Here is a 14133-nt window from a genome sequence, read left to right as displayed (position 1 = left end):
CCAATCTTAATTTAGTCGATATATAATTTACGGCAGATGAAATATACCCTGTATAGGGTATATTTAAGATTGGAATTATCATTTTCTTAGCAGAAAATTAACGGTATTGTCAGAAGAGTAGCTTCCCTTTCTAAGGAAATTAGGAAATTTTCAAATCAAAGTTTAACCCTTAAAACCGAATGAAGGTCTTATTTACCTCAGTGATTTTCTTATTACTTCTATTCGTAAATACAAGATCCTTTGCTGCTGAGATCTATGAAGTCACGAGTGATGTTTTTGTCAGATCAGGAATAGGAACAAGCTATGAGGCAATAGGCATAGCGAAAGCGGGTGACCAAATTAATGTTCTTGATAAGTCAAACCCAAACTGGTTTAGGGTAGAATTTGAAGAGAAAATCGGATACGTTTCCAGCAAGTTTTTGAAAATCAGCGTGCAGCCTATTACTGATCTAATTGATGAGTCAGTTGTTGAAGAAAAAAAGGAGTCATATCCTGGAGTAGGCCTTCTGATTTTGTTTCTCGCCTTGTTTTTAATTTTTGAAATTTCTAGAAGAAGGCGAAATAAAAGAATCTCTAAAAGCATTACCGACTTTCAAAATTCACAATTAGCATTAGAGCCGAAGCCAAAAAAAGTATCGAGGGTAAATGAGAATTTATTAAATCGAGTCCCTATCTCTGTTAGAACTGATCTGAGAAAAAAACTAATTGAATCGTCAATCAAAAATGATGAAAGCATTATTGATGTTGCCAGTGGTTTTTCTAAGTCGGATCCAATTCCCAAGAAAGAAGAGGTATCACTGCTGGTTCCAACATGGAATCACAGGTATGTCTACTCCAAATCTGATCTAAATTATGCCTCAGGGGAACAAAAGGAATTTTATTACCATTTTAAAGGGAAATTTTTAGAAGGGATAGTTTTGAACATCATGGGCAATACCAATTATGCCTTTGTATTGCTTTTTGACCTTTTGGATGACTATAAATCTCATAAGGATATAAGTCTTCTTGAATCCCAAATCAATAATTTGGGGAACAACTTTTACAAGACTAGGTCTTATAGTATTAAGTTCCTTAATGATATTAGGAGAGAACGTGGTTTGATTCCAGGACTGGATAATAAGTTTGGACAGAGAATTGAAATTAAACCTGAGCAAGAAAGTTATTACGATTCCGAGCCTGATTATGTCTATTGGAAAGTAGGGAGTAAATACAAGGAAAAACTTGATCTTAATGATTTAGAAGTAGGCTTACTGAACAAGCTATGGGAATCAACCACTAATTTCTGTGGCATCGAGTTCTGTTATTTTCAGGTGATACGACTTTACCTAGATGCTATTGCAGTCTTCGCTGACCAGTGTGAAAAATCTGGATCCAATTTGGAAGAAGAATTTTTAGTAGCATCTGATCTGATTGCCAGAAAAATCTTCAGATATCGTAAAGGGAGTGCAAATTATAAGATGAGTGTGAAAAACACATCAGATGAATTTTACACAACGATTTTTAAATTATGTGAGAATGCTCTTAGGCAGCATTACGGTCACAAGAGAAAGTTAAGTACAGAAATTCGATATTCTGACCCTTCGATTAACGAGCAGTTTGAGGCAAAGATATTAGTTCCGTTTTCAAGCGTGATAGGTGGGCTTGCTGGGGAAATCCCTGATCCCGACGAAGCCACCCAAAAAGAACTCAATTTTCTCAACACCAGTAGATGGAAAGATGAGTTTCAGAGAATTTGTACTGATTTTTCAGGTGATGAAAAAGTGTTTATTGATGACATCTTTAAACTAGGAGAGCTTAATGCAAAAAACCCATCAATCGAAAATATTTTCTACGAAGCATCAAAGTTCATAGCCTCTAAGCACAAAGAGTCATCGCTGATTCTATATATGCATTATCTATATCACGATCTCAAATCAGTAAAATTTGATAATAAGCAGCTCACTAAAACTATTCAGAGAAATCTCTTTAAGACTCAAGAACAGGTAGAGCAATTCGAAACCATTGTTAGTAATTTGTTGAAGACTCAAGATCTTGGAAAAGCTGTTGCCGCCGTGTCTCAACTTTATGCTATTAAAAGGAAAAGAATTAAGCTTGATCGGAATTCCATTGAAGATGTGAAGCAGCAACACGCTGGTACAGTTAATCTGCTCAATGAATATTTACAGGATGAGGAGGAAGAAGCTGTTGTGGAATTCAAAGAAGAAACTTCTGAATCAGAAGAAATTGAAATCCATATTGATTCAGTTCTGCAAACGAAAACTGAATCTAAATTCTTAGAAGAAATTGAATTTAAACCAATTCACTACACAGCATTAGAATTATTTGCTAAAAACAACTTTACAGTACCTATCAGCAAATTTGAATTATTTGCCAAGTTAAATGGTGTTTTTCGAAATCAGCTAATCGAGAGTATCAATGACGCTTGCTATGAAGTGCTGGATGATATTTTAATCGAGGAGGACGGGGATTTTTATACGATTGAAACATCTTATTTCAATATTATTACAACTCAAGAATTATGATCATTAAACCTAAAGAGGCCACCTCTATTATTAATTCACTTATCGGTGGAGTCGTCCCAAAAATAGGAGTTCAGCATATTACAGTAGGTAGATCTTCTGAGATCAATGCTATGGTCTCAGCATTGGACGAAGTGAAAAATGGCCATAGTATGGTTAAATTCTGGATTGGAGACTTTGGGTCAGGAAAATCTTTTATGCTTCATCTTTTAAATACAGTTGCCCTAAAGCAGCGGTTCGTAGTTGCTAATGCTGACTTTACTCCCGACCATAGATTGTATGCCAATGATGGAAAAGGAGTAGCCCTTTATACAGCAATCATGGATAATATTGCAATTCAAACGAAGCCTGAAGGAGGCGCATTGCCCACACTTTTGGAGAAATGGATAGAGCAGATCATCACTAAAACAGCTGAAGAAAATACTATTCTACTTACAGAGATTAGGGATCAAAAGTATTTGAGTCTGATTCAGAATAATATCATGAAGACTATCAATGAGATCACTGAGGTGGGTGGTTTTGATTTTGGAACAGTTGTCATGAAATACTATGAAGGGTATATCAAACATGATGAGAGCTTAAGAAGAAATGCGCTCAAATGGCTAAAGGGAGAGTATAGAACTAAAACCGAAGCCCGTCAAGACTTGGGAGTACGTGAGGTAATTAATGACCTCAACTATTACGATATGCTGAAGAATTTTTGCAAGCTCTTTGTCAATATGGGGTACAGTGGATTTATGATCAACCTGGATGAGGCCATTAATTTGTATAAAATTTCTACTTCTACGATGAGGGAAAAAAATTATGAGAAGATCCTCACCATTTATAATGATTGCTTTCAAGGTAAAGTAGAGAACCTATTTATCAATTTTGCTGGCACGAAGGAAGTTCTTGAAAACCCAAGGAGAGGTTTTTTTAGCTATGATGCCCTCAAAACAAGGCTAGCAACCAATAAATTTGAAACTGCTGAGATTAGAGATTTTGCACAGCCCGTGATTAAGCTTCTCCCTTTGGATCACAATGAAATATTTGTGTTGCTCAAAAAATTAAAGGAGATTTTTGATTTTAATTACAAAACCCAAATTCAAATTTCTGACGACGAAATTCAGCAGTTTATGGAAGAACTGTTCAATAAGCCTGGAGCATCCGAGTTTCTCACTCCTCGTGAGGTAATTCGAGATTTCTTAAATATCCTCAATATCATTAGACAAAACGCGGATGTCGATAAAAGTATCCTTTTCGGTGAGATAGAAGTGTCTGATGAAAGACCAGATGAATCGGGACTAGATGGAATAGAGGAGCTGTAATGAGTTATCAATTGCTCTCAGAACCCATTCGAAGGTTTATTAGGGACAAAGGCTGGGAAAGTCTGCGACCCATCCAGAACGCTGCCATTACCAAGATCATGGGTTCGGAGGAAAATTACATCCTAGTCTCCAGAACAGCCTCAGGCAAGACAGAAGCCGCTTTTCTACCAATCTTATCCAAAGTTAATTTTTTTGATACTGGAGTACAGGTGCTTTATATCTCTCCACTTATTGCATTGATAAACGATCAGTTTGCCAGAGTGGAGGATCTCTGCAAATACTTAGATGTAAAAGTTACTAAGTGGCATGGGGAAGCTAATCGAACACTTAAGGAAAAATTGGTTAAAGACCCCAGCGGTATCATCCTGATTACCCCAGAATCTATTGAAGCTATGTTCGTCAATCGTCCTTATCAAGTTAAGGCGCTTTTTTCGAATCTTAGATATGTGGTTATTGATGAGATTCACTCTTTTGTAGGAACTGACAGAGGGATTCACCTCCAGTCTATCCTTTCAAGACTCCAGCAGGTAAACAGTTCTAGATTTTCTATTGTAGGCTTGTCTGCTACGATGAGTGAGTTAAATAAATTTTTGGAAGTGAAGTCATTCACAGGTGAAATAGAACATACCAAAATCCTGATTGACAGAACTCCTAAAGAGATAAATGCTGTTTTTCGTTTTTTCAAAGCTGAGGGAGAGGAGTTACCTCTTGAGTTGTTGAAAGATTTGTATAATGAGACAAAAGAGTCAAAAGTTTTGATTTTCCCCAATAGTCGGGGTAGGGCGGAGGAGGTTGCCGTGAAATTGAAGAAGATCTCGGATCGCTTGAAAGGTCACCCCAATTATTTCTCTCATCATTCCTCTGTGGATCGACAGGTAAGGGAGTACGTAGAATACTTTGCTAAAAACAATAAGCAACAGAATTTTTGCATTTCGTGTACCTCTACTTTGGAACTAGGGATTGACATTGGTTCTGTGGATGAAGTGGTGCAAATAGATTCGACCCACAGTATTGCTTCTCTGATCCAGCGGGTAGGAAGAAGCGGGAGGAAGGACGGCCAGCAAAGTAACCTGTTTCTTTATGCCACAGACAGATGGAGTTTATTGCAGTCCATCGCATGTTGGTTATTGTACAAAGAAGGGTTTACAGAACCTCCTCAAGTCACAGAAAAACCGGTTGACATCTTACTTCATCAAGCCTTATCGATTACAAAGGGATACTCAGGCCTGCCTATTTCAGATTTGATTGATCAGCTTGCTAAAAACTTCACCTTTAGATCTATTGATCGGAATGAGATCAAAGAAATTATTGATCATTTGATTGAAATCGATCTACTGGAGCAACTCAGACATGAGGTGATCATTGGAGTAGAAGGAGAGAAGTTGGTCAATAGCCGAAACTTCTATAGCATGTTTCAATCTGAAGACAATTTCAAAGTAGTACATGCAGGAAATAATATAGGTGAAGTTCCCTATTCTTCCCAGCTGAAGGAAAATGAAAATATTCTTTTGGCAGCTCGGATCTGGAAAATCAAATTTGTAGATGAGCAGGCAAAGCGGGTAGAGGTAATCCCTGCACACGATGGGAAAAAGCCGATCTTTTCAGGAGGAGTTGGGATGATCCATCCGAAGATTCGGGAAAAAATGTTTGAGATCCTTTATTCTAGCGATCACTATGATTTTCTGGATGAGTTGAGCATCATTGAAATTAATATACTCAGGAGGGAGTTTTCGGTTTTTGATATCACAAATCAAAACTTTCAGAGACCTTTAAAGATATCAGAGAAAAAGCTTGAATTGTTCACGTTTACGGGAAGCCAAATTAATAGAACCATCCAGTTTTTGTTTGATATCGCAGATATTACTACCGTGAATGTAGAGGCTCAAAGTGCCTTGGAAATTCAAATTTCTGAAGTGGAGCTTAAATCATCTTGGGGCAAATGGAATATTGCGGAGGAGGAGCTCGATTTATTGCTCAAACAAAAAATCGAAACCGCACCGGGAATTTTGGGCTTTTCCAAATGGGCTTATTACCTCCCTGTTTCATTTCAAATTATGTTACTGAAGCAGAAATACTTTGATTTTGATTCGGCGAAAAAGCTACTTGATCAAATGAAGCTGATTAGGAATTGCTAGTTTTGTCTCTCATGTGAGTGAGATGAAAAGTTTGAGCCAGTCAGGAAGTCTATCCGATACTAGAAGCAAAGTAGGGTCCTGAATGTTTAGTAATGAGAGGTTTTTGTTTTAAATTGTTAAAATCAAAATTCAGGTAGTATATTTGTAGTTAAAGGCTGAAGCATAATTCCGAGATTTAAACTTGTAAATCAATAAGAAATTTCGAAGGACTAAATTGTAAATGAAATCGTAAATATGGCAAAACCTATTAAAGAAACCCCTTTCTTGAAGGGCAAGGATGCGGTTAAATTCAATCAAGATATTAAAAATAACCGAGGCGCTAAAGTGAGTACGGAGGTTAGAGCAAGAATGAAATCTAACTATGAAAAATTGAAAAGTATAGCAACTTTCTGATTTTGATGAGCGAATTATTTGATATAAGTAAATATAGACTAGTAAGATTATCCCCACAATATGAATTTAAACCATTCGATTGTGGGGATTCTGATTTAAATGAGTTCTTGTTAAATGATGCATTGGATCATATGGATCAACTTTTGGCGGTCACTTATATTTTGGAGGATGATAGCGAAATCATTGCGTTTTTTAGTTTACTCAACGATCGCATTAGCTATGAGCAATTTTCTAAATCAAGTTGGCTAAAAAAAATCCAAAAAATATTTGTGCATGGAACAGCTAAAAGAAATTATAAGAGTCATCCTGCTATGAAAATCGGAAGGTTTGGAGTTTCAGAAAATTACCAATCCAAAGGAGTGGGTGAGGCTCTTCTTGATTACATAAAGACTTTATTCATTGATAATAATAGAACAGGATGTAGATTCATCACTTTAGATGCCTATAACAACATGAGGTCAATTAGTTTTTACTTGAGGAATGGATTTGTTTTATTTACTGAGGATGATAAAAATGCCGATACACGGCAAATGTATTTTGATTTATACCCTCATAAATTAAATACAAAATAATACAAGTTGTTTTGGAAAGTGATGTTGATTTTTAGTTGGATTAGATTATCATTTACTGCAATGTGAGACCTCTTCTTTAAGAAGCTATCTCGTTGAATACGAGGTAGAAGATTTTTCAGGGAAAAACCAATTGCTTTACCAAGATTTCGTTTGGACTTTCTAGCCAGTCAACAAGAGTGATATGAAAACTTCCATTGGTGAAGGCGGTTGAATCATTGATTTTAACTCTAAATTTGCAGCCTTATGAAAATTAAATTAACAGACGTAGTAACAGATACTTACACCAACACTGCTGGCTATACGCTTTATGCGGTGTTAAAAAGTGCATTGGTTGGGGGAGATCAGATTTCACTTTCTTTTAGTGGTGCTAGTGCCCCATCCTCTTCATTTTTAAATTCCTCCTTTGGTAATTTGATTGAAGAAATGGGTTTGGATAATTTTCTTTCTCTTGTGAAACCTTCAGAAGTTACCCATACGCAAGCAAATATGCTTAGGCACTACATCCAGGGCTTCCGCTCAGGAGCGAATGCTTGATTTGAAATAGTATTGAATATTGAAAAGGAACTCTTTAGGGTTCCTTTTTTTTTGTGTCTGGCAGAAAATCATTTATCCACACACTTTTCTTTAAAAATCTAGGTGTTAGTTTAAGGATGAGGTATAAAGTGTGGCCGTGAAATTTTGTAAAATGCTGATTGTTAGACATATACTGTCTGTATTGTTTTGTGCTTGATGTGTTTTTAGAGTGTAAATCGGTCGAAGAGCACAAAGAATCATGAAAACATGGGTTTATGTGCTTTCCACCTATAATCAACTTAATCAAAATCATCATGGCTGTTAAGCACAATCCAACGAACGAAGTTCATCAAGGGCAAAAAGGAGATAGAACCGGATGTGGTTTCGATACCACTGAAAAAGCAGAGCATTGGGTGAATACCAATGAAAGAATAACCTGCGCAAAGAATGGGTGTAAGTAGATAATTTGTTTTATTGGATACCCAAGACCTTGAAAATACCCTGTACAGGGTATTATTTTGAGTATTAAAGTCTCTTTCTTACCTACAAGGTATTCTAGTCCTACCAACTCAGCTAACCTTGACGAAGAAACTTCTTCATTCCTTCCTATTTATTGCCTTGTTCTTTCTCTAGGTCTTCTCATGTTTAATCCATAGTATAAGCTAGTAATATAACGACTTGAAAGTAAGCTTAAATTCGATTCTCCTACGAAGTTCATACGATGCTCCTACGATGCTTGTCCAATCAGGCATCGAAGATGGGTCGAAAATGCATACGTGAAAGAAGGGGTGGAAACCGTAGTTTCAGTAGCAATCAACTGATAGAGCGGCCCTATCCAACTTGCTTACTTATGACTCATTTAGCATTCAACCTTTACTAAAAGGATATGGTATATGAATACAGAAGTAAGTGTTACATTTTTTGGCTTTTAAGGTTTTGGATCAATAAGCTATCTACTGGTTTATTGCTGATAATTCCGAAATTGGTTAGGTAAACCCACAGACTTATCTACAATGGATGTACCCATTATCACTTTTGAAGAAATCATCAAATTAAACGGCCATGACTGGGATCAGGCCTATTCAGTACTGAATTATCACCTGGAAAAAGGCAATATTAAAAAAGAGGTGCTTAAATGTGGGATAGTTATCTACCACAATCCTACCCGAGTGCAGAGTCACAATCTGATCCATGACAAAATATTCTTACCTGCGACTAACACCAAAGTCGTGATGCGTCCTAGACGGAATCGAATAAATAAGAATGAGGATAGTGTGTGAGGTTATGAAGCCAATTGTAAATTGGTAAGTATATAAGGGTGGAATTACAAATCCCACCCAGTCAAAATGACGATTTGACTACACCCAGGCGGGCACTTGCGATTTTGACGATTTGCTTTAATTAAAATTAGTTAACGTTTTTACAAAGCAAGTTATGGCTAATGATATCCTAGAAACCGTTATTGCGATATTCTTCTTGACTCTTCTCATTTATTTTTTGATTAGGAATCTGCCTAGCTGGAGAAGAAAGAATTCCAAAGTCCAAGTGAAAATCAAATATGTTCGGAGGGAAACCACCAAAAATGGGGGGTATGCCTATTTAGAGCTTGAAATACTCAATAACAATACAGATGAAATTTTTATCACTGAGATTCAGCAGCGACACTTATTAGGACCAAAGCAAACCTTTATGCTACAAGACAATTTTGGGAATACCAAAATAAGTTTTTGGGAATTACGCGAACAATTCACTAGACCCCACTCAATAGGGGCAGGTTCACAGTTAGTTCGGTATTATCGGTTCAAACTAACACCTGATTTGCTTACTAAGAAGCTCTTCTTACAATACAAGGTTTTGACTAAATCACGAAAAGCATATAAAACTGAAGAAATGTATTTTGTGCCAAAGGACTTGGAAGAGAAACCATTTAAGGTATCTAAAACAAATGATTTATAGACTAAAAGGCTCAAAAATACCCTGTACAGGGTATGTTTTCGGATCATTTTATTCCCTTTCTTGCCTTTGCTCTTAAGCGCCTGTTGCTCTCACTTTCTAAGAGGGACAAGATCCTTGAAGATAACCAACTTTTATTGACTCATTTCGGGCTTAAATCCGGAAACCCATCTTTCACTTATTCTAACTCGGATGTATAAGCTTGGCTATGGCTTGCTGTTTACGATTCTATTCCACTTTGCTGCCCAGCTTCAGGCGCAAACTGTCTTCATCACTAAGACAGGAGCGAAGTATCATAAAGAATCCTGTCGCTATGCCAAAACAGGCTGGGCATCGGATCTGGTAGCGGCCAAAAAGAAAGGCTTAACTGCCTGTCTGGTATGCAAGCCTTCCAGTACTGAAACTGGGGAAGCCAAACCTCTTCCTTTGTCTTCAGAACAGAGTAAAATGGAGCCAAAGAAGCAAACTCAACCAACGCAAGCATCCAGTCAATGCAAAGCAACCACTAAAGGGGGGACAAGGTGTTCACGAAAATCAGCAGATGGAAGTAGTAATTGCTGGCAGCATGAGGGATAATAAAAAAGTTGCGTATCAAAGCCTAGAAATTTGATGGATTAGTTTTAATGTCAAATAAATAAAAAAATATCTTTATGATAGAGTTATTGACTTTTCAGGAGGCTATCCTTAAATCGGCTTCTTGTAACACTAGACATTTACTGTTAGGTAATGGATTCAGTATTGCTTGTATTCCAACTATTTTCACATACAATTCACTTTTTGCAGAAGCTGATTTTAGCGATAATCCAGAAATAGAATTAGCATTTAAAAAACTTTCAACCACAGACTTTGAACTTGTTATTAATGCGCTAGAGAAGTCATCAGTATTATTGCCGGCGTATAGCGAAAAATTAGATGAATTATGTGGTAAAATGAGCTTGGATGCTGATAAAATTAAAGAGCTTCTAATCGATACTATTGCAAACAGACATCCGGAATACCCATCACAAATAGAACAAGAAAAATATTCCTATTGCCGTAAATTTCTTTCAAATTTTGTCTTCAAAGGTTCGAAAGGAAGAGTGTATACTTTAAACTATGATTTACTGCTTTATTGGACGCTAATGCATGAAATTGATAATGAAGGATTTAAATTAGTACATAATGATGGGTTTGGACGAGATACAATTGTAGAAAATGGAGAAATAGAGGTGGCAAATGAGCTAACATGGCAGGGAAAGGCCTCCAATCAAAATATTCATTATATACATGGTGCTCTCCACCTATTTGATGTTGGCTTTCAATTAGAAAAATTTTCGTGGGTAAATACTGGCACAACCCTAATTCAACAAGCAAGAATGGCTCTTCGGCTGAATAAATTTCCGCTATTTGTAACAGAGGGAGATAGTGAGAAGAAAATGAGCAAAATCACTCATAATGCTTATTTGTTTAACTCTTATGAAAGTTTCGATGGAGTGGCACAAGCCGGTTTTGGCAAACCTGGAAATACCTGTCTCTTTACCTACGGAGTTTCATTTAGCGAGAACGATAGACACATTTTCAATAAAGTTGCAAATGGTAAGATTAAGAAATTGTTTGTTGGCATTTACGGAGATCCATCAAGTACTAATAACCAGCACATCATTTCTTTAGCAGAAAGTTTAAAAAGTTCAAGGAGTATACATCCTTTAGAAATTGATTATTATGATTCTCAAACAGCAAATGTCTGGGGGTAAATATCAAATCATAGGACTTTTTGCGTAAAACCCTCAAAAATAGTGAATACACATAGTAGTGATTTCATATTCAATCCAAAAAACATCTGAGCGGTGAGTATGAAATTTTTGGATTTAGTTATCTTCAACCTTTTCCAAATCTGTCACAGGGAAAGTTTTCCCATTTAGGTGACTAAAAGTATTATTCCCACAAATGTCAGAAGACCAAAAGAAACAGCTCGAGTCCCAACTATGGGGTATAGCAAATCTACTAAGAGGTAAAATCAGTGCAGACGATTACCGTGACTATATTCTTGGCTTTATCTTTTATAAATACCTATCAGAAAAACAAGCGCTTTATGCCAATGAATTGCTAGTTGGTGAAGCAGTAACGGATTACAAAAAAGTAACAGATCAAGAAACCTTAGCTGCAATCAAAGAAGAGTCATTGCTGAAGTTGGGCTACTTCTTAGAGCCTGCTCAACTATTTTCTGTGTTGGCTGCTAAAGGAAATGCAGATATTGAAAGTGAGAGCAACTATATTCTAGAAGACCTAAAATCTGTACTTAACCATATTGAGCAAAGTACTATGGGTACGGAATCTGAAGAAGATTTTAATGCCTTGTTTGAGGATTTAGATTTGAACTCTACCAAAATTGGTAGAACTATTAGCGCCCGAAATGAAATAATAGTAAAAATCCTGACACATTTAGATAAGATTGATTTTAAGCTCAATGAAATAGAATCAGATGTATTGGGTGATGCATATGAATATTTGATAGGAAAATTTGCTGCAGGTGCTGGAAAATCGGCTGGAGAATTTTATACACCCCAACAAGTATCTTCAATTTTAGCCAAGATTGTTACCACTGGAAAATCAAAACTGAAATCAGTATATGATCCAACTTGCGGTTCTGGCTCCTTGCTTTTGAGGGTAAAAAAAGAAGCAGAGGTAAGTGAGTTTTACGGTCAAGAATTAAATCGCACTACATACAACCTTGCACGAATGAACATGATTTTGCATGACGTTCATTTTCGTGAGTTCAATATCATGCAAGAGGATACTTTAGAAAATCCGCAACACTTGGACAAACGTTTTGAAGCGGTGGTAGCCAACCCTCCTTTTTCAGCGCATTGGAAAGGTGATGCTAACCCACTGTTTAATACAGATGAACGATTTAGCCAATACGGACGATTAGCACCAAAAACCAAAGCAGATTACGCTTTCTTAACCCACATGCTTTATCAGTTGGCTGACAATGGTATTATGGCAAGTGTATTTCCGCATGGCGTGTTATTTAGAGGGGCGGCCGAAGGACATATTCGAGAATACATCATTAAAGAAATGAATGCCTTGGATGCTGTGATAGGTTTACCAGCCAATATCTTTTATGGCACTGCTATTCCTACCTGTATTTTGGTGCTGAAGAAATGCCGTGAGGTAGATGACAATATTGTATTCATTGATGCCGGTGGGGACAACCATTACGTAAAAGAAGGCAACCAAAACGTATTGCGAGACGAAGACGTGAAACGCATTGTAAACACCTACCGAAACCGTGAGACCTTAGATAAATACAGCTATGTAGCCACCTTAGCTGAAATTGCTGAAAATGGATACAACCTCAACATCCCGCGCTATGTGGATACCTTTGAAGAAGAAGCTCCCATAGATTTAGATATGGTATCTACAGAACTCAAAGACATAGAATCAGATTTGAAAAATATCAATGACACCATTGCTAAATTTTGTAATGAACTCAAAATCACAACTCCCTTTTAAGCTATGGCACAAGTGAATATTGTACCTAAAATAAGATTTCCTGAATTTGAAGATTTCTGGAATGAGAAGAAAATGGGAGAGGTTTTTATAAATAGTCGCAAAAAAGGAAATGCTTCATTACCAATATATTCAGTTTCTCAAGCACATGGTTTAATTTCTCGAGATTCTCTTGAGAGAAATATTCAAAAAAATGCAAAGGCAGAAGATAATTTGGCTGTGGTTTCTGGTGACTTAGTTTATAATATGATGAGAATGTGGCAGGGAGCAATTGGGCTTGCGCACACTGAATCTATGGTGAGTCCCGCATATGTTGTATTACACCCAAAAAAAAATCAGAACTCTTCTTTTTATTCATACCTCTTTGCCAAAAAACGAAGTCTCTATCTGTTTTGGGCTTATTCTTATGGACTAACTGATGATCGTCTAAGGTTATACTTTAAGGATTTTTCAGACATAAAGAGGAATGTGCCTTCTTACAGTGAACAACAAAAAATTGCCTATTTCTTAACAGTCTTTGACAAGCGCATCCAACTCTTGCAAAAGAAAAAAGCTAAACTAGAGGATTACAAAAAAGGCCTGATGCAGCAACTATTTCCGCCAAAAGGCGGACAGGCTCCAGAAACTCGATTTAAAAATGAAAATGGAAAAGATTTTCCAAATTGGGAGGAGAAGAAGTTGGGAGCAATCGGAAGCACATTTAATGGACTCACTGGCAAAACCAAAGTCGATTTCGGAAAGGGTAAGCCATATGTACAATACATGCAGATTTTCGGTAACTCTAAAATTAATTTAGAGGACTTTGGCCTTGTTGAAATTGAAGAAGGAGAAAACCAAAGTAAGGTACAGTACGGTGATATATTTTTTACAACTTCATCTGAAACCCCAAATGAGATAGGTACAGCTTCTGTTTTGCTTGATGAAGTGGATGAAGTTTACTTGAATAGCTTCTGTTTTGGATTTCGCCCAAACTCACTTACTGAACTAGTTCCAGAATATTCTCGCTATTTATTCAGAAGCGAACTCTTTAGAAGGGAAATAATAAAATTAGCACAAGGAAGCACAAGGTTTAATATGTCTAAAGTAGAATTAATGAAATTAGTTGTTCTGCTTCCTATTGAAGACGAACAAAAAAAAATTGCTGAATTTCTGAATTCATTGGATGATTTACTTGAATCTATTGTGACTGAAATAGAAGGTACAAAAGAATATAAAACGGGTTTACTTCAAAAAATGTTTGTGTAAAAAG

The 14133-nt window shown here is 36.6% G+C and carries 13 protein-coding genes; all 13 read left to right on the top strand.

Annotated features, from left to right (window positions below; translation table 11 throughout):
* Positions 1-179: 179 nt before the first annotated feature.
* The 13 genes from BVH02_RS03040 (at position 180) to BVH02_RS02985 (ending at position 14129) form a co-directional block, all read left to right on the top strand.
* Positions 180-2522, top strand: a complete 2343-nt coding sequence (locus BVH02_RS03040; protein ID WP_086498767.1) for a tellurite resistance TerB C-terminal domain-containing protein — start codon at positions 180-182, stop codon at positions 2520-2522.
* Entirely contained in the window at positions 2519-3826 is a 1308-nt protein-coding gene (locus BVH02_RS03035) for an ATP-binding protein (protein WP_086498766.1), read from the top strand. Before BVH02_RS03040 ends, BVH02_RS03035 begins: the two co-directional genes overlap by 4 nt.
* Positions 3826-5961 (top strand): DEAD/DEAH box helicase, encoded by a 2136-nt coding sequence (locus BVH02_RS03030; RefSeq protein WP_086498764.1) that lies wholly within the window; start codon positions 3826-3828, stop codon positions 5959-5961. Before BVH02_RS03035 ends, BVH02_RS03030 begins: the two co-directional genes overlap by 1 nt.
* A gap of 234 nt (positions 5962-6195) precedes the next feature.
* Entirely contained in the window at positions 6196-6354 is a 159-nt protein-coding gene (locus BVH02_RS21545) for a hypothetical protein (RefSeq protein WP_169712829.1), read from the top strand.
* A gap of 5 nt (positions 6355-6359) precedes the next feature.
* Entirely contained in the window at positions 6360-6926 is a 567-nt protein-coding gene (locus BVH02_RS03025; RefSeq protein WP_086498762.1) for a GNAT family N-acetyltransferase, read from the top strand.
* A 243-nt stretch (positions 6927-7169) separates the two neighbouring features.
* Positions 7170-7460, top strand: coding sequence for an STAS-like domain-containing protein (locus BVH02_RS03020; protein WP_086498761.1), 291 nt, complete (start codon positions 7170-7172; stop codon positions 7458-7460).
* A gap of 293 nt (positions 7461-7753) precedes the next feature.
* On the top strand, positions 7754-7900 hold the full coding sequence (locus BVH02_RS21540) for a hypothetical protein (protein WP_086498759.1): 147 nt from the start codon (positions 7754-7756) through the stop codon (positions 7898-7900).
* Between the two features lie 552 nt (positions 7901-8452).
* Complete coding sequence (locus tag BVH02_RS03010) at positions 8453-8719, top strand: hypothetical protein (protein WP_086498758.1); 267 nt, start codon at positions 8453-8455, stop codon at positions 8717-8719.
* A gap of 154 nt (positions 8720-8873) precedes the next feature.
* The gene (locus BVH02_RS03005; RefSeq protein WP_086498756.1) at positions 8874-9395 is read left to right on the top strand and encodes a hypothetical protein; all 522 of its coding nucleotides are present in this window, start codon (positions 8874-8876) and stop codon (positions 9393-9395) included.
* A 189-nt stretch (positions 9396-9584) separates the two neighbouring features.
* Positions 9585-9968 carry a hypothetical protein gene (locus tag BVH02_RS03000; RefSeq protein WP_086498755.1) on the top strand — a complete coding sequence of 128 codons (384 nt, stop codon included), beginning with the start codon at positions 9585-9587 and terminating at the stop codon, positions 9966-9968.
* A gap of 74 nt (positions 9969-10042) precedes the next feature.
* Entirely contained in the window at positions 10043-11125 is a 1083-nt protein-coding gene (locus tag BVH02_RS02995) for a DUF4917 family protein (RefSeq protein ID WP_205635697.1), read from the top strand.
* A 193-nt stretch (positions 11126-11318) separates the two neighbouring features.
* Positions 11319-12887 carry a type I restriction-modification system subunit M gene (locus BVH02_RS02990; protein WP_086498754.1) on the top strand — a complete coding sequence of 523 codons (1569 nt, stop codon included), beginning with the start codon at positions 11319-11321 and terminating at the stop codon, positions 12885-12887.
* Positions 12888-12890: 3 nt separating this feature from the next.
* On the top strand, positions 12891-14129 hold the full coding sequence (locus BVH02_RS02985; protein WP_086498752.1) for a restriction endonuclease subunit S: 1239 nt from the start codon (positions 12891-12893) through the stop codon (positions 14127-14129).
* The last annotated feature ends 4 nt before the right edge of the window (positions 14130-14133 follow it).

This window comes from Algoriphagus ratkowskyi (genome assembly GCF_002150505.1).
In the GTDB taxonomy this organism is placed as follows: domain Bacteria; phylum Bacteroidota; class Bacteroidia; order Cytophagales; family Cyclobacteriaceae; genus Algoriphagus; species Algoriphagus ratkowskyi.
Note: the sequence above shows the minus strand (reverse complement) of the source record. Positions and strands in the feature narration are given on the sequence as shown.